This is a genomic window from Streptomyces sp. NPDC051364 (assembly GCF_040682115.1).
Lineage (GTDB): Bacteria > Actinomycetota > Actinomycetes > Streptomycetales > Streptomycetaceae > Streptomyces.
Map to the genome: position 1 here is coordinate 260,611 of NZ_JBFBAH010000004.1, position 16,473 is coordinate 277,083.

The window sequence follows — 16,473 nt, forward strand, 5'->3', positions numbered from 1 at the left end:
GCCGGCCCCTCATCGGGTGTTGTGAGAGACGGTCGGTGAGAGGGCGGGCCCGCTTGTCAGTGTCGGTTCTTGAAGCGCAGGTAGAGCGTGACCACGCCAGGGATGACCGCGAATACGGACATGATCACGGGAATGAGAACCGTGGAGATGTCCGCGGCGGTAAGGGTCACCATCAGACTCACGGCGGCCGTGAGGGTGGCGAGCGAGGTCGTGCCGAGAACCACGCTGGTCTGTTCGTCTTCCCGGTGCTGCCGAGCCTGGATCGCATCGGCCTTCTCCATGATTCGTGCGTAGCGCTGGTCGGTCAGTGCGCTGTGTCGAGCGTCCTTGCCGGGCATCAGGAACCTCCTTCCATGTGATCTGCGAAGAACGTCACCACGGCGTCGAGGTCCGTCACGGCGCTGATGCGGGCATCCGCCTTCGTGGTCCCGACCGAGTTGATGGAGACCCCGAGCCGGTCTGCGGCCAGAGCCATGGGATAGGCGAAGACCCGGCGGGCCTCGAAGACCCGCTTCATCGCATCGGGCATCCCGTCGATGGCCCGCAGCCCCTTCATCACCTCGGGGTCGGCGACGTCGGCGAAGAGTACGGCGTACTCGTTGCTGCTCCAGCTCTTGCCGGACCAGGTGTCCGGCAAGTCCTTGAGCGCCTCGCGAGCGTAGAACTTCACCAGTCGGCGCAACGACTCCACCGACCGGTTCTGTTGACGCACCCAGTCGGCGCAGAGCCGGGCGTACGCGTCCTCGACGACGCATTCGATGTCCACGCGCGGATCGGAGCACGTGGTGAACGCGATCCGCTGGCATGCCGCGAACTGCTCCGCGATCAGTGCCCGCTGCACAGCGACGATCTCCGGCGTCTTCCGGTAGATCCTGACGCGGCGGTTGACGAGACTGCTCCCGGCGAAACTGTTCACCCACAACTCCTTTCTGCTTGCCCCGCCTTCACCTACGGTGCCAGGTCGGCGTCAAGGGGCTGTGCCGCGCCCGCGGTGCGGCACGACGAGCCGGGGACGGCCGGAACCTCTTGGTCGCGCAGGTGCCGTGCGACCCGGTCCATCCGCTCCAGCAGGCGCGTCACCATGCGGTCCGCCTCGTCCTGGTCGGCCGTGGCGGCATCCCGGTACGCGGCGGCAACACCCTTCATGCTGGACGCGAACTCCACGGCTCGGTCGACGTATGCGGCGAACACCTGGACCGGATTAACCGGGTTAACCAGTTCACCGGTATCGGCCACCGGGGCGCCGGAGCGGGTCGCGGACGGAGTCGGCGTCCTGCGCGCGGACTTGGCCCGGCTCATCGCCTGCTCAGCCTCCGCCTGTTGCCGTTCGGCGGCCAGCCCGCCGATGCGACGGGCGTCCTTCACCGGGAGTTCGCCGCTGCGGACCTTGTCCTTCAGGCCGTCGGTGAGCTTGAGCAGAGCGAGCCGCTGCGAGACCCAGGCGGCGGTCTTGCCGAGCTTCGCCGCCACGTCCTTCTGCCGCCCATACGCCAGGACCAGCTGCTGGATCGCCATGGCCTCCTCCAGCGGCCCTAAATCGGCGCGGTGGATGCTGGTGATCAGCGCCGCCTCGAGCATCTCCTCCGCGCTCGCCGCGAGTTCGTCACGGATGTCGATCCTCAGCTCGGCGAGCCCGGCCACCCGGGCTGCGGCCAGCCTGCGGTTCCCGTCGACCACGACGTAGTCCGCCTCGCCGAGTACGTGCTCCTGCCCGGTGTGGACGGCGAGGAAGGCCTCGCGCCGCACGACGGTGACGGCCTGGATCTGTCCCCTGGTGGTCAGCGACTGGGCTATCTCCTCGATGTCGCCGAGCCGGATACGCGGATTGAACGGGTTGTGCGCGAGCTCGGCCGGCTTCACTGCCATCGGCGCGCGCCTCGTGTCACGCTGCATGCTCTGCACCCTAGGGGCCCTGCGGGAGTCCGTCGTGCCGGCCGGCGGTCCGCCGGGCTCGCCGGGTCATCAGGGCGCGGGAACTGGCGGGACCGGGTCCTGACGCACCAACAGGTCGTCGACCTGTGCGCACCACCGAAAACGGACGTCGGCCCCCACCTCCGGTGAACCGGTTGGTGAGGGCCGACGTCCTGTCTTCTTCAACTGTCAGTGCATGACGGCCATGGCCAGCGCCCGCCGGGCGCGCATCGACACGCGCTCGGCTCGCCGTTGCATGCGGCGGGCGGCGACCAGGCGCAGGGCCTGACGCTCGGCGTCGACCTCACGCATGCGGTCGTCCATATGGGCACGAGCCAGGGCTTCTGGGATGAGTTGCATTTCACGGGTCCTGTTCTGACGCGAGGTGATCGCGCCGGCGGTGATGAAGTCTGCGGTGGCGGAGCCGTACGGCTGCTCGCTCGTCGTGTGGGCGGTCATGGAGGCCTGCTTCAAGGGGTCGTGCGTCACGGGGCGGTCGATGGTTCCGATGGCGGTCATGCCGCAACAACCGGGTTCTTGCGCGGGCGGCCACGGGGGCGCTTCCGGGCTACGACGACACCCTGGACGAACAGCTCGCCACCCCAGACACCCCAGGGCTCGCGGCGCTCGAGCGCACCGGCGAGGCAGGCCTCGACCAGCGGGCAGGTGGCGCAGAGGGACTTGGCGTACTCGACGTCCGCGGGGGACTCGGCGAAGAAGACCTCGGGGTCGTAGGTACGGCAGGCGACGGGTACGCCGAGGTTCTCGATGGCGTCGTCGAGCGCGGTCAGCGCGGTGAGGGGAGTCAAGGTGGAGTCCTCCGGGACTGCGGGCGGGGAGATCGTCTGGGTCTGCGGTACGGACGGGGCGTGCGCTTCGAGTTGCACGGTGTTTTCTTCCTCGTCTTGGTTGGCTAGTCGTTCCGGCCGGGTTCGGCCGGGGGCGGCTGGTACCTGGTCTTGCCAGTCCCGAGGCTCCTTCGTGCCGTCGTCCCCGTTCGGGGACAAACAGAAGGGCCGCGGATCCCGGGTGGGGTTCCGCGGCCCTGAAGGCGCCGGCCTGATCTTGGAATCAGGCTGGATCACTCCAGGGTTCGAGCCCACGGAAGGCCCACATCAGGTGGTGCTGCTGCTTCGTCTGCTTCGTCTGGGATCCGGCACCGGCTGCGGCCGCAAACCCATAGGCGCCATGCGCCTGGGCTTCCAGTACTGCCACCGGTGCCTGGGTCGGTCGCTCATTCCGCTCGCTCACAAGGCGCGCGGCGGGCGCGGCCAGCAGGGCGCGGCCGTCAGCGGACATCGCAGACAGACCGGTACCCAGGAGCGGGAGGAGCGAGGAGGAGCCGAGCGTGCAGGAAGCGGCGACCGAGCGATCGGTCATTTTGGTGCTGGTGATGAAGCTGGTCACTGGTCTCGCCTCCTCTCGGCGTCTCGGGGACGGGGCCCGGGGGCCTGTCCCATACGTATTCGGATAAGTACAGCACGGATCCGGAGCTTCGGAGAAGCCACCGTTTCCGTTGCTAAGAACCTATGGGGATTCGCTGGGCATGTGCAAACTATTTTTCCGACGAGTTTCTACGCGTCGTCAGTTTCCGCGCCCCCAGGCTCCTGACCTGCACAGATGGCCAGGACGTCGGCTCCGTACCGGTCGAGCTTGCGGCCGCCGACTCCAGAGATCATCGAGAGCTCGCCCTCCTCGGACGGTGCGGCCTCGGCGATCGCGACGAGCGTCCGGTCCGTGAACACGCAGTACGCGGGCAGTCCCTGCTCCTTCGCCTGGCCCGCGCGCCACTCCCGCAGCCGCTCGTAGAGGCCTTCGTCCATGTCGGACGGGCAGTCGTCGCAGCGCATCAGTTTCAGCTCGCCGGCCTCGGTCAGCGTCTTGCCGCACACCCGGCACAGCGCCGGACCGCGGCGGCTCCGCTTGCGGACCCCCCGCTCGGCCGAGGCGCCCGTGGCGCCCGCTCGGCCGCCCGGGGCCGCAGAGCCCGGCCGCAGCCCGTTCAGGAAGCGGCTGGGGCGTCGGGACGCCCGGCCGCCCGGAGCCCGGGACAGCGCCCAGGACAGCGTCAGGTGCAGCCGCGCCCGCGTGACGCCGACATAGAGCAGCCGGCGCTCCTCCTCCACCTGCTCGTCGGACTTGGCGTACGTGATCGGCACCATGCCGTCGGTCAGGCCGACGAGGAACACCGCGTCCCACTCCAGGCCCTTCGCCGCATGCAGCGAGGCGAGGGTGACGCCCTGGACGGTCGGGGCGTGCTGGGCGGCCCGGCGCTCGTCCAGCTCGACCGTCAGGTCCGCCAGGGTGGCCCCGGGCCGGCTCCGGGCGAAGTCCTCGGCGAGCCGGACCAGGGCGGCCACGGACTCCCACTGGTCGCGGACCGCGCCGGAGCCGGCGGGCGGCTCGCTGGTCCAGCCGGTGGAGCTGAGCACGGCCCGGACCTGGGAGCCGAGTTCGACGACGTCGTCGAGCAGCGGGTCGTTCCCGCCGGAGCGGGCGGCGCCGCGCAGGGCGAGGATCGCCTTCTGCACCTCGCCCCGCTCGAAGAAGCGCTCGGCGCCGCGCAGCTGGTACGGGACCCCGGCGTCGGCGAGGGCCTGCTCGTAGACCTCGGACTGGGCGTTGATGCGGTAGAGCACGGCGATCTCGCCGGCCGGGACGCCCGCCGCGATCAGGTCCCGGATCCGGATGGCGACGCCCTCGGCCTCGGCGGGCTCGTCGGGGTACTCGGCGTACAGCGGGTCGGGGCCGGGCTCGCGCTGGGAGACCAGCTCGAGGCGGTGTTCGGCGGCGCGTCCCTTGGCCTGGGCGAGGAGCCCGTTGGCGAGGTGCACCACCTGGGGGGTGGAGCGGTAGTCCCGGACCAGCTTGACCAGGGTGGCCTGCGGGTAGCGGGTGCGGAAGTTCAGCAGGTGGTCCGGGGTGGCCCCGGTGAACGAGTAGATCGTCTGGCTGGCGTCGCCGACGACGCACAGGCTGTCGCGCTCGCCGAGCCACAGGTCGAGCAGCCGCTGCTGGAGCGGGCTGACGTCCTGGTACTCGTCCACCACGAAGTGCTGGTACTGGGTGCGGATCTGTTCCGCGATGTCGTGCCGGTCCTGGAGGATGCCGACCGTGAGCAGCAGCACGTCCTCGAAGTCGATCATGCCGCGGTCACGCTTGAGCTGCTCGTACGTCCCGTAGATCTGGGCGATCTCCGCCATGTCCCGGGGGGCTTCGCGGCCCGCCTTGAGGGCGGCCGCCGGATAGTCGGAGGGCACGGTCTGGGTGACCTTCGCCCACTCGATCTCGCCGGTGACATCGCGCAGCTCGCCGCGGTCTAGCCGGATGCGGCAGCGCGCGCCCGCCTCGGCGACCAGCTGGACCTTGCGCTCGACGAGCCGGGGCATCTCCCCGCCGATCGCCTTGGGCCAGAAGTAGTGGAGCTGGCGCAGGGCGGCGGAGTGGAACGTCCGCGCCTGCACCCCGCCCGCGCCGAGGGAGCGCAGGCGGCCGCGCATCTCGCCGGCGGCGCGGTTGGTGAACGTGACGGCCAGCACGCTCGCCGGCATCAGCTGGCCGGAGCGGACCCCGTAGGCGATGCGGTGGGTGATCGCCCGGGTCTTGCCCGTGCCCGCGCCCGCCAGCACACACACCGGCCCGCGCAGGGTCGTCGCGACCTCGCGCTGCTCCGGGTCCAGGCCCAGGAGCACCGCGTCGGCCGAGTCGGCTCCGGCAGGGAAGGATGAGAGGTGCGTTGCTGATGTCACCCCGCCATGCTGCCAGGTCTCCAGGGGCGCACGGGAAACTTGTCCACAGGGTGCGGGCATTCGTCGTACCGGCCTCCTTGACGCACGTGACGTACTTGACGTACCAGCCGTACCGCGGGTGCGGGAATGGCCCCGCGGTCCCGTACGTTCGAGTACTCGGACCACCCAGACCCCACAGAGGAGAGCGCAGCATGCAGGACACGGGTTCCGTCACGATGTACAGCACGACCTGGTGCGGCTACTGCCGCCGGCTGAAGACCCAGCTGGACCGGGAAGGCATCGCGTACAACGAGATCAACATCGAGCTGGACCCCGAGTCCGCGGCATTCGTCGAGAAGGCGAACGGCGGCAACCAGACGGTTCCGACCGTCCTCGTGGTGTCTCCGGCCGGCACCGAGGCCGTCATGACGAACCCGAGCCTGGCCCAGGTCAAGCAGGCCCTCGCCGTCTGAGCCACAGCTCGGCGCGCTGCGTGAACAGAGCTGCGTGAACAGAAAGGCCCCCGCCGCGGCGGGGGCCTTCTGCTGTGTGAGAAGCCTTACGTCGTCCAGAGGCCTTGCGCCCTCCGTCCCGCGCCTTACGCGAGCGGGCGCGGCAGCGGCTCTCCGTACCAGCGCTCGACCAGGCGGGCCGCGATGGAGATCCCCGACGGGGGCACCATCGCGCCCGACTCGAACGCCGCGCGCAGCTCCTCGCGGGAGAACCAGCGGGCCTCCTGGATCTCCTCGCCGTCGACCGTGATCTCCGTGGTGGTGGCGCGCGCCGTGAAGCCCAGCATCAGGCTGTACGGGAACGGCCAGGGCTGGCTGGCGACGTACTCGACCTCGCCGATCCTGACGCCCGCCTCCTCCCACACCTCGCGCACGACCGACTGCTCGATCGACTCGCCCGGCTCCACGAACCCGGCCAGCGTCGAGAAGCGCCCCTCCGGCCAGTGCACCTGGCGGCCCAGCAGCGCGCGGTCCTGCTCGTCGGTGACCAGCATGATCACCGCCGGGTCGGTGCGCGGGTAGTGCTCGGCGCCGCAGCCCGGGCAGCGGCGGATGTGCCCGGCGGCCGCGACCACCGTGCGCTCGCCGCAGCGGGAGCAGAACCGGTGCATCCGCTGCCAGTTCTCCAGGGCCACCGCGTGCACCATCAGCCCGGCGTCGCGCGGGGACAGCAGCAGTCCGGCCTCGCGCAGGCCGGCCGCGCGGGCCGACTGGTCCATCCGGCCCGGCAGCGCGTCCTTCTGGAGCGCGAAGTACCGTACGCCGTCCTCGTCGGTGCCGAGGAAGTAGCGGTGCGTCTCGGTGACCGGGGCCTCGAAGGCCGGGGTCATCACGATCCCGGTCTCCCCGTCGGGGGTGTCGTCGATCAGGACCTGACCGCCGGAGACGACGAACACGCGCGTCGTCGGGTGGCTCCAGGCGGCGGCGAGCCAGGCCTCGTCGAGGCGGTGGTGCGCGGCGCGGTCGACTCCGCTGGGCGCGGTGAGCGAGATCGGCTGCTCGGTATGGGTGCTCACAGGTACTTCCAACTCCCCCGGTGGTGGGACAGGCAGGCTCAGTGACTCGTGACTCGGTACGTGCGGTGCGTGCGGTCGTGCGTGCAGTGCGGTGGTGCGTGCTTGCGTCAGGCCGGCTTCCCGTGGTCGGCGGCCAGGTCGCCCCACAGGTAGGCGGCCGTCTCGACGCCCTTGAGGAGCAGGTCCAGCTCGACCTTCTCGTTCGGCGAGTGCCAGCCGTCGGACGGCACGGAGATGCCGAGGAACAGGACGGGCGCGTCCAGTACGTCCTGGAGGTCCGCCGCGGGTCCGGAGCCGCCCTCGCGGGTGAAGCGGACCTTCTCGCCGAAGGCGCGGCCCATGGCCCGTACGACGGACTGCAGCGCCGGGTGGTCCAACGGCGTCAGGCACGGCCGGGTGGGGGCGCCGAAGACGATGGAGTGCCGGATCCCCTCCGGGATCCGCGCCGCGACCCAGTCCCGGACGGCCGCCTCGACCTCGTACGGGTCCTGCCCTGACACCAGGCGGAACGACAGCTTCAGGTGGGCGGAGGCGGGCACGATGGTCTTGCCGCCGGGGCCCTGGTAGCCGCCGCCGATGCCGTTGACCTCTGCGGTCGGACGGGCCCAGACCCGCTCCAGGGTGGAGTAGCCCTTCTCGCCCGCGGCCGCGTGAGACTTGGCCGTACGCAGCCACTCGGACTCGTCGAACGGCAGCTCGGCGATCAGCGCCCGCTCCTCGTCCGTGAGTTCGGCGATGTTGTCGTAGAAGCCGGGGATCGTGACCCGCTCGTCGGCGTCGTGCAGCGCCGCGACCAGGCGGGCGGCGACGGTGGCCGGGTTGGGCACGGCCCCGCCGAAGGCGCCGGAGTGGATGTCCTGGTCGGGCCCGTGGAGGTCGATCTCGCAGTCGGCGACGCCGCGCATGCCGGTGCAGACGGTCGGGGTGGTCTCGGACCACATGCCGGTGTCGGAGACGATCACGACGTCGGCGGCGAGGCGCTCCGCCTCGCGCTCGACCAGGGCGCGGAAGTTCGGGGAGCCCGACTCCTCCTCGCCCTCGACGATCAGCTTGAGGTGCACGGCCGGGGCCTCGGCGCCGGTCGCGGCCAGGTGGGCGCGCACCCCGAGGGTGTGGAAGAAGACCTGGCCCTTGTCGTCGGCGGCGCCGCGCGCGTACATCCGGCCGCCCTGGATCACCGGCTCGAACGGGTCGGTGTGCCAGCCGTCGGCGACGGCGGCGGGCTGCACGTCGTGGTGCCCGTAGACGAGGACGGTCGGGGCGTCCGGGTCGGCGCTCGGCCACTCGGCGAAGACGGCGGGCGCGCCGGGGGTCGGCCAGATCTCCGTGACCGGGAAGCCGGTCTCCTTGAGCTTGGCGGCGAGCCATTCGGCGCTGAGACGTACGTCGTCCGCGTGCTCGGGCTGGGCCGAGACGGACGGAATGCGCAGCCACTCGGCGAGATCGTCGAGGAAGGCGGCGCGGTGGGTCTCGATGTACGTGCGGACGACGCTGTCCGCCGGGGTTTCGCTCATGCCCATGAGCCTAACTGTCGGGTTGCCGGTCACTGTCCGTGTCCGGTTTGCCTTGGAGGATCCGCTCAAGACGGGCCCGGTCGGGAAGGTTGCGGGGCCGGATCACGCGGCCGCTGCGGACGTGGAGGAAGGCGACGGAGACCCGGTCGAGGGGGGTGCCGGTGGCTTCCGCCCAGGCCAGGCGGTAGACGGCGAGCTGGAGGGGGTCGGCCTCGGTGGTGCGGCCGGTCTTCCAGTCGACGATCTCGTACGAGTCGTCGTGGTTGCGGTACACGGCGTCGATCCGGCCGCGGATGACGCGGCCGGCGAGGGTGAGCTGGACCGGGACCTCCATGCGGTGGGGGGTGCGCTCGGCGTACTCGCTCCGCTCGAAGGCGGCCTTGAGGGAGTCGAGGTCGGCCTCGTCGGCGATCTCCTGATCGGAGCCGGGCAGCTCGGTGGCGGGGTCGAGGACGTCGAGGAGCGGCAGCGGAAGCTCGTCGAACCGGGATTCGACCCAGGCGTGGAAGCGCGTGCCCTGGCGTGCCGCGGGCTGCGGGGGCTTGGGCATGGGGCGGGCGAGGTCGCGGGCGAAGCCCTGCTCGTCCGCGGCGAGGCGGAGGAGCTGGCTGGCGGAGAGGGCGGCCGGGAGTTCGACGTCGCGCACGGCGGCGCGGGCACGCCGGAGCTCGCCCTCGAGGGCGTCGAGATCCCGATCCCAGGATACGACGGCCCGGGCCTCCTCGGACGTGAGGCCGGCTGCTGCCCCGGTGCCCCGGGCTCCGGCTCCACGGGCCGGGCGCCCGCCCCGGCTCTGGCCCCCGAGCGGGGCCGGGCCCGCGGCGTGCGCGCCCGGTCCCTCCGGGGGTTCGGCGGAATCCCAGTCGTCGCCTTCCGGCCACAGGTCGTCGTCGTACGGATCGGGGGGGTCCGCCTCGGTGCGGGGGTGCGGGACGGCCGGGGCGGTGGCCGGGGCGGCCCAGGCCTCGTCCGCCGCCCACAGGTCGGCGTCGGCAGGAGCGGGTTCGTCCGCGTACGACGTGTCCTCGCAGTCCGGGGGCCAGACGTAGGGGTCCGGGGCCGGGGTGGCCAGGTGGGACTCGACCAGGGCCGCCGCCGCGCGGCGCAGGGCCAGCGAGTCCGGGTCCAGGGGCAGGGGCCAGGACCGGTCCGGGGTGGACTCCGTGGCGAGGGAGGGGTTCTCCGCGTCCGGGTCCGGTTCCTCCGCCCAGGCTTCGATCTCGCCGTGGCCCGCCAGGCAGTGGTCGTAGAGCGAGGACAGGAAGGGCGACGGGCCGCGGCGCTTCTTCTGCGTCGGGCCCCACCAGTGCGCCGAGGCCAGGAGGAGCGAGCGGGGGCGGGTGAACGTCACGTAGCCCAGGCGGAGTTCCTCCACCGCCTTGTGCTCCTTCAGCGCGGCCTTGAAAGACTTCAGGCCTGCCGAGGTCCACGCCGGATCAGCCGGGAGGGTGGCCGCGTCGCCGCGCAGACCGTACGGCAGGACCTTGGCGTACGAGGTCCACGGCTCCGGGGCCTTCTCCTTCGGGAACGAGCCCGCGCACAGGTCCGGGACGACCACCACGTCCCACTCCAGCCCCTTGGACTTGTGGGCGGTGAGCACCTTCACCGTGTTCTCCCCGCCGGGGAGGGCGTGGTCCAGGCCCTTCTCGTACTGGACCGCCGTGCGGAGGAAGCCGAGGAAGGCCAGCAGGGACGCCTCGCCGTCCAGCGACGCGAAGCCCGCCGCGACGTCCAGGAAGCCGGACAGCGACTCGCGGCGCCGGGCCGCCAGCGCGTGCGGCGACGCCGACAGCTCCACGTCCAGGCCGGTCGCGGCCAGCACCCGGTGCAGTACGTCCATCAGCGGGTCGGCGAGCGAACGCCGCAGGTCGCGCAGCTCCTGCGCCAGGTGCGCGAAGCGGACCCTGGCCGCCGGGGAGAACGGCAGGTCGTCCTCGGACGACCCCGACCCGGAACCGTCCAGGAACGTCTCCAGCGCGTCCGCCAGCGAGACGATCTCCGCCGGGTCCACGCCCTCCACCGCCGCCGCGAGGCGCTCGTCCGGGTCCACCTCTCCCGGCGCGCGGCCGATCAGCTGCCGCGCCCGGCGGCCCAGCAGGGCCAGGTCGCGGGCGCCGATCCGCCAGCGCGGGCCGATGAGGAGCCGGACCAGGGAGGCGTTGGCCCCCGGGTCCTGGAGCACCTCGCACACCGCGACCAGGTCCGCGACCTCCGGCAGGTGCAGCAGCCCCGACAGCCCCACGACCTCCACCGGCACGTCCCGCGCCACCAGTACGGCCTGGATCTGCGCGAAGTCCCGCGCGGACCGGCACAGCACCGCGATCTCGCGCGGCTCCGTCCCCGTACGGACCAGGTGCGCGACCGAGTCCGCGAGCCACTCCAGCTCCTCGGCGTGCGTGTCCAGCAGGGCGCAGCGGACCGTGCCGGCCTGCTCCTCCCCCGGCGCCGCGCGCAGCGCTTCGACTCCCTCGTGCATGGACCGCAGCGGGGCGGCCAGCTCGTTGGCCAGGTCGAGGAGGCGGCCGCCGCTGCGCCGGTTCTCGCTGAGCGAGAACCGGGTGGCGGGGCTGCCGTCAGCGTGCGGGAAGTGCTCGGGGAAGTCGTCCAGGTTGGCCACGGACGCACCGCGCCAGCCGTAGATCGCCTGGCAGGGGTCGCCGACGGCGGTCACGGCGTGCCCGCTGCCGCCGCCGAACAGGCCGGAGAGCAGGAGCCGCTGGGCCACGGAGGTGTCCTGGTACTCGTCGAGCAGGACCACCCGGAACTCCTCGCGCAGCAGCGCCCCGACCTCGGGCCGGGTGGTGGCGAGCTGGGCGGAGAGGGCTATCTGGTCGCTGAAGTCGAGCAGGTCGCGGGAGCGTTTGGCGGCGCGGTAGCGCTCGGTCAGCTCCAGCAGCTCGAGGCGGCCGCGCACGGCCTCGGGGACCTTGCGCAGGTCGTCGTTGGTGAGCCTGGTGGTGGCGAGGGTGTCGAGGAGGTCCGTGTCGTACGCGCGCAGCTCGGCCGGGGTGACCAGGTGCTCGGAGAGCTCGCCGTCGAGCGCGAGCAGGTCGCTGACCAGGTCGGGGACGGATTTGGTGAGCGCCGGGTACGGGCCGGGGGCCTCGCGCAGCACGCGCGCGGCGAGCTGGAAGCGGGTGGCGTCGGCGAGCAGCCGGGCGCTGGGCTCCAGGCCGATGCGCAGGCCGTGGTCCTTCAGGAGCTGGCCGGCGAAGGCGTGGTACGTGGAGATGCGCGGCTCGCCGCCGGCCGCGTCGGCCTCGGCGGTGGGGGTCCCCCCGGCGAAGCCGGGGGGAGAAGGGTCCGGGTCGCTGATGCCGGCCCGCGCGAGGGCCTTGCGTACGCGCTCGGCAAGCTCGCCGGCGGCCTTGTTGGTGAAGGTCAGGCCGAGGACCTGCTCGGGCGCGACCGCTCCGGTGCCGACCAGCCAGACCACGCGGGCGGCCATGACCGTGGTCTTGCCCGAGCCGGCGCCGGCCACGATGACCTGCGGGGCGGCCGGGGCGGTGATGCAGGCCAGCTGTTCGGGCGTGAAAGGGATGCCGAGGAGCTCCTTGAGCTGCTCGGGGTCGGTGAGGACGGACGGACGCGCGGACACGTGAAGAGGCTAGCCGGACCCACGGACACTCCCGGCCGCCGTCTCACCGGCCGGTCGGTCGCGGGCCGGAGACCACCGGCCCAGCGGTTCCGGCCGTGTGACTCACTCCACCGTCTGGCGGCCCTCCGGGCGCGCGCTGCACGAGCTGCGGAAGGAGCAGTGGTCGCATTGCTTGCCGGTGGCGGGCGCGAAGCGCTCGTCCAGTACCCGGCCGGCGGCGGTGGCGAGCAGGTCGCCGACCCATTCGCCGTTCAGCGGCTGCTGCGCCTGGATCTTGGGCACCGCGTCGCCGCCGTCGCGCTGGGCGGCGCCCTGGCGCAGCTGCACCAGCTCGGCGCCGCCCGCGTCGGGGCGCAGCCCGTCGAAGACCTCGTCGACGGCGCCTTCGCGGACGGCGAGCTGGTACACGGCGAGCTGGGGGTGCCGCGCGACCTCGTCCTTCGTGGGCGCGGCCTTGCCGGTCTTGAAGTCGACGACGTACGCACGCCCCTGGGGGTCCGATTCGACCCTGTCCATGGAACCCCGGATCCGGACGGCGTAGTCGCCCGCTTCGAGCGTGACGTCGAACGCGTGCTCCGTGGCCACGGCCGCCCTGCCCGCGCGGTCGGTGGTGTGCCAGCGCAGGAAACGCTCCAGGGCGGCGCGGGCGTTGTCCTTCTCCTGGCGGGATTTCCAGGGGGCGTCGAAGGCGAGGGCGTCCCAGACGGAGTCGAGGCGTTCCATCAGGACGGCGAGGTCGGCGGGGGTGCGGCCGGAGGCGACCTCGTCGGCGAGGACGTGGACGACGTTGCCGAAGCCCTGGGCGGCGGTGGAGGGGGCGTCGGCCTTGACCTCGCGGCCCAGGAACCACTGGAGGGAGCAGGTGTTGGCGAGCTGGTCCAGGGCGCTGCCGGAGAGGGCGACGGGCCGGTCCCGGTCGCGCAGCGGGACGCTGCTGCGGGTGGGCTCGTACAGCCCCCACCAGCGCTGCGGGTGCGCGGCGGGGACCAGCGGGCGGTCGTCCTCGTCGGTGAGCGCGGCGAGGCGGGCGAGCCGGCGGGCGGCGGCGTCGCGGAGCGCGGGCGAGGCCTCGGGGTCGACGGTGGTGGCACGCAGCTCGGCGACGAGCGCGGGGACGGCGAGGGGGCGGCGGGGGCGGCCGGTGACGTCCTTGGGGGTGACGCCGAGCTCGGTGAGGAAGCGGGAGGGCTGGTCGCCGTCCTCGGCGGGGGCCTTGACGGCGGTGACGACGAGGCGGTCGCGGGCGCGGGTGGCGGCGACGTAGAAGAGGCGGCGCTCCTCGGCGAGGAGCGCGCCGGGGGGGAGGGGCTCGGCGAGGCCGCCCTGGCCGATGCGGTCGGCTTCGAGGAGGGAGCCGCGGCGGCGCAGGTCGGGCCAGAGCCCTTCCTGTACGCCGGCCACGACGACGAGGCGCCACTCCAGGCCCTTGGAACGGTGGGCGGTCATGAGGCGGACGGCCTCGGAGCGGGTGGCGCGGGTGGTGAGGGTGTCGGCGGCGATGTCCTCGGCCTCGAGCTGTTCGAGGAAGTTGAGGGCGCCGCGGCCGCCGGTGCGCTCCTCGGCGCGGGCGGCGGTGTCGAAGAGCGCGCAGACGGCGTCGAGGTCGCGGTCGGCGTTGCGGCCGGCCGCGCCGCCGCGGCGGGCGCCCCGCTCCAGGCGCTGGGGCCAGGGGGTGCCCTCCCAGAGGGTCCAGAGGGCCTCTTCGGCGGTGCCGCCGCCCTGGAGGAGCTCGCGCGCCTTGCGCAGGAGCAGGCCGAGGCGCTGCGCTCCGCGGGCGTAGGCGGGGTCGTGGGCGGTGAGCCGTTCCGGCTCGGCGAGGGCGCGCGCGAGCAGGACGTCGGACGGGGCCGGCACCTTGATGCCGGCGGCCCGCTCCTCGTCGCGCAGGGCCCGCCCGAGCCGCCGCAGATCGGCGGCGTCCATCCCGCCGAGCGGCGAACTCAGCAGCGCGAGCGCCGCCTCGACCCCGACCCACCCTTCGCCTGCGGCGGGCTCGGACTCGGCGCCGTCGCCTGCGGCGGGCTCGGACTCGGGGTCGCTGCCCCCGCCTGCGGTGTGCTCGGGGTCCAGGCCGATGCCGTGGCCGGGCAGGCCGAGGTCGGCCGTGTCCGCGGGTGCGGATGCCGGGGCCGCCGAGGGCTCGTGGTCAGCGGTGGCCGGGGTGGCGGCTGCGCGGAGGGCTGTGAGGAGGGGGGTGATCGCCGGTTCGTGGCGGAGGGGGGTGTCCGAGCCGTCCGTTTCCGCCGGGACTCCCGCCGAGATCAGGGCGCGGCGCATCGCCGGGAGGGTGCGGCCGCCCGCGCGGACCAGGACGGCCATGTCCTGCCACGGCACGCCGTCCTCCAGGTGCGCCCGGCGCAGGATGTCGGCGATGTTGTCCAGCTCGGCCCCGGCCGTGGGGTACGTGAACACCTCCACCCCGCCGCCCTCCCGGACCGGGGCCAGGGCGCGGTGGGCACGCACCGCGGCCGACGGGAGGCGCGGGACGGGCATGCGGGACGTCAGCAGGCGGGTCGCCGCGAGGAGGTTCGCGCCCGAGCGGCGGCCCACCGTCAGGGCGTGCACCGCCGCGCCCGGGAAGGAGCCCTCGAAGTCCAGGATGTTGTTGATGTCGGCGCCGCGGAAGGCGTAGATCGACTGGTCCGGGTCGCCGAACGCGACCAGCGTGCCCGCCGGCCCGGCCAGCGCCCGCAGCAGCCGCAGCTGGGAGGCGTCCGTGTCCTGGTACTCGTCCACGTAGATCACGTCGTAGGAGAGGGTCAGGGAGGAGGTGCGCTCCGCCAGCAGGACCGCTCGGTGCACGAGCTCCGCGTAGTCCAGCGTGCCCTGCATGTCGAGGACGTCCAGGTACTCGGAGAGGAACGCGGCCGCCGCCTTCCAGTCCGGGCGGCCCAGCCGGGTCGCGAACGCGTCCAGCGCCGTCGGACCGAGGCCCAGCTCGCGGGCGCGGGCGAGCACGGCGCGGACCTCGTCCGCGAAGCCGCGCGTGGTCAGCGCGGCCCGCAGGTCGTCCGGCCAGCGGATGGACCGGATGTGGCGCTGGCCCTCCAGCAGGGTGCGGACGGTCACGTCCTGCTCCGGCCCGGACAGCAGGCGCAGCGGATCCGCGAACAGGTCGGTGTCCTGGTGGGCGCGGACCAGCCCGTAGCAGAAGGAGTGGAAGGTGGTGGCCTGCGGAGCCCGCGCCCCGCCGAGCCGCAGGGCGGCCCGGTCGCGCAGCTCCACGGCCGCCTTGCGGCTGAAGGTGAGGATCAGGATCCGGGCGGGGTCCGTCCCGGCTTCGACACGGGCCGCGGCCGCCTCGACCAGTGTGGTCGTCTTCCCGGTACCCGGTCCGGCCAGGACGAGAAGCGGTCCGCCGGTGTGATCAACCACCGCCTGCTGCGCTGCGTCCAGAACAGGGGGATCCACCCGCTGCGGCCCGGTGCGCACGAGGCGGTACGCGTCAGGGGTCCGCGTACGCCGCCGCTCGGAGCGGTCGGATGGAGAGGTGATCACGTGGGGTGCCGGTCCAGGTCCTGGTGGGTCTGCGGTTACTGCGGTTGCTGCGCTCGCTGCGGGTTCCGCGGCCGCTGCCGCGCTCGCCGAAGGGGCAACGCTACGGCAACCGGCGGGTCCCGCGCAGTTCCCCGAGGTCCGGGCAGGGAGGCCGCGGCAGCCCTCACCGGTCCCCCGTACCGTCGCCCGTACGGGCGCTCGACCGCCCGCCCGGGCCCCGCATGGACGAAGCTGTCAGATGTGACCCTCGTCCCGTGCGGCGCGCCCCTCCTGCCCGTCCCAGCGCGCCCGCGGCATGTTCAGCCGGGCCTCGCCGTCGGCGGTCAGACGCAGCGGGGTGGCCTCCGCGCGGTAGTGCTCCAGGGCCCGGTGCTCGCTGCCGGGCAGCGGCCGTCCGTCCGCCCTGACCACCCTCCACCAGGGCACGGCTCCCCCGTACAGGGCCATCACGCGCCCGACTTGGCGCGGTCCGCCCTCGCCGAGCCATTCGGCGACGTCCCCGTACGTCATCACCCGGCCGGGCGGAATCCGTTCGGCCGCCTCCAGCACCCGCTCCGCGTACGCGGGCAGCTCTTCGCTCATTGCGCCCATGGTGCCGTACATCACGGTCCGGTTCCCGGAAGGTTTCCTTCCGTACCGGCACGCACCCTGATGCCCCGCCCGCCGGTCGGTCCGTGCCACCATCTTCCGGGCGGT

At 73.0% G+C, this 16,473-nt stretch carries 13 protein-coding genes; 1 reads left to right on the forward strand and 12 read right to left on the reverse strand.

All coding sequences use genetic code 11. The features are described 5' to 3' along the window. Nucleotides 1–56: 56 nt before the first annotated feature. The 7 genes from AB0M76_RS10880 to AB0M76_RS10910 form a co-directional block, all read right to left on the reverse strand. Complete coding sequence (locus AB0M76_RS10880; protein WP_266996925.1) at nt 57–338, reverse strand: hypothetical protein; 282 nt, start codon at nt 336–338, stop codon at nt 57–59. Beyond that, nucleotides 338–916, reverse strand: coding sequence for a hypothetical protein (locus AB0M76_RS10885; RefSeq protein ID WP_365952547.1), 579 nt, complete (start codon nt 914–916; stop codon nt 338–340). Before AB0M76_RS10885 ends, AB0M76_RS10880 begins: the two co-directional genes overlap by 1 nt. Nucleotides 917–948: 32 nt before the next feature. Then, nucleotides 949–1,866, reverse strand: coding sequence for a ParB/RepB/Spo0J family partition protein (locus AB0M76_RS10890; protein ID WP_365952548.1), 918 nt, complete (start codon nt 1,864–1,866; stop codon nt 949–951). 234 nt (nt 1,867–2,100) lie between these two features. Beyond that, nucleotides 2,101–2,430 (reverse strand): hypothetical protein, encoded by a 330-nt coding sequence (locus AB0M76_RS10895; RefSeq protein WP_266625714.1) that lies wholly within the window; start codon nt 2,428–2,430, stop codon nt 2,101–2,103. Next, nucleotides 2,427–2,798, reverse strand: coding sequence for a WhiB family transcriptional regulator (locus tag AB0M76_RS10900; protein WP_030153506.1), 372 nt, complete (start codon nt 2,796–2,798; stop codon nt 2,427–2,429). The genes AB0M76_RS10895 and AB0M76_RS10900 overlap by 4 nt, the downstream gene beginning before the upstream one ends. 184 nt (nt 2,799–2,982) lie before the next feature. Further along, nucleotides 2,983–3,318, reverse strand: a complete 336-nt coding sequence (locus AB0M76_RS10905) for a hypothetical protein (protein ID WP_365952550.1) — start codon at nt 3,316–3,318, stop codon at nt 2,983–2,985. Nucleotides 3,319–3,485: 167 nt separating this feature from the next. Then, nucleotides 3,486–5,720, reverse strand: a complete 2,235-nt coding sequence (locus tag AB0M76_RS10910) for an ATP-dependent DNA helicase UvrD2 (protein WP_365952551.1) — start codon at nt 5,718–5,720, stop codon at nt 3,486–3,488. A 131-nt stretch (nt 5,721–5,851) separates the two neighbouring features. On the opposite strand from AB0M76_RS10910, the gene AB0M76_RS10915 reads away from it, so the two are divergent. Continuing rightward, the gene (locus tag AB0M76_RS10915) at nt 5,852–6,112 is read left to right on the forward strand and encodes a mycoredoxin (RefSeq protein WP_030291216.1); all 261 of its coding nucleotides are present in this window, start codon (nt 5,852–5,854) and stop codon (nt 6,110–6,112) included. A 125-nt stretch (nt 6,113–6,237) separates the two neighbouring features. Here the strand turns inward: AB0M76_RS10915 and nudC are convergent, their stop codons facing one another. From nudC to AB0M76_RS10940, 5 genes are all read right to left on the reverse strand, one after another. After that, nucleotides 6,238–7,179 carry an NAD(+) diphosphatase gene (nudC, locus tag AB0M76_RS10920; RefSeq protein ID WP_365952552.1) on the reverse strand — a complete coding sequence of 314 codons (942 nt, stop codon included), beginning with the start codon at nt 7,177–7,179 and terminating at the stop codon, nt 6,238–6,240. 95 nt (nt 7,180–7,274) lie between these two features. Then, on the reverse strand, nt 7,275–8,681 hold the full coding sequence (locus tag AB0M76_RS10925; RefSeq protein WP_365952553.1) for a dipeptidase: 1,407 nt from the start codon (nt 8,679–8,681) through the stop codon (nt 7,275–7,277). A 10-nt stretch (nt 8,682–8,691) separates the two neighbouring features. After that, nucleotides 8,692–12,279 carry an ATP-dependent DNA helicase gene (locus AB0M76_RS10930; protein WP_365952554.1) on the reverse strand — a complete coding sequence of 1,196 codons (3,588 nt, stop codon included), beginning with the start codon at nt 12,277–12,279 and terminating at the stop codon, nt 8,692–8,694. A gap of 102 nt (nt 12,280–12,381) precedes the next feature. Next, on the reverse strand, nt 12,382–15,711 hold the full coding sequence (locus tag AB0M76_RS10935; protein ID WP_365952762.1) for an ATP-dependent DNA helicase: 3,330 nt from the start codon (nt 15,709–15,711) through the stop codon (nt 12,382–12,384). A gap of 300 nt (nt 15,712–16,011) precedes the next feature. Beyond that, nucleotides 16,012–16,368, reverse strand: a complete 357-nt coding sequence (locus AB0M76_RS10940; protein WP_365952763.1) for an MGMT family protein — start codon at nt 16,366–16,368, stop codon at nt 16,012–16,014. Nucleotides 16,369–16,473: the final 105 nt, after the last annotated feature.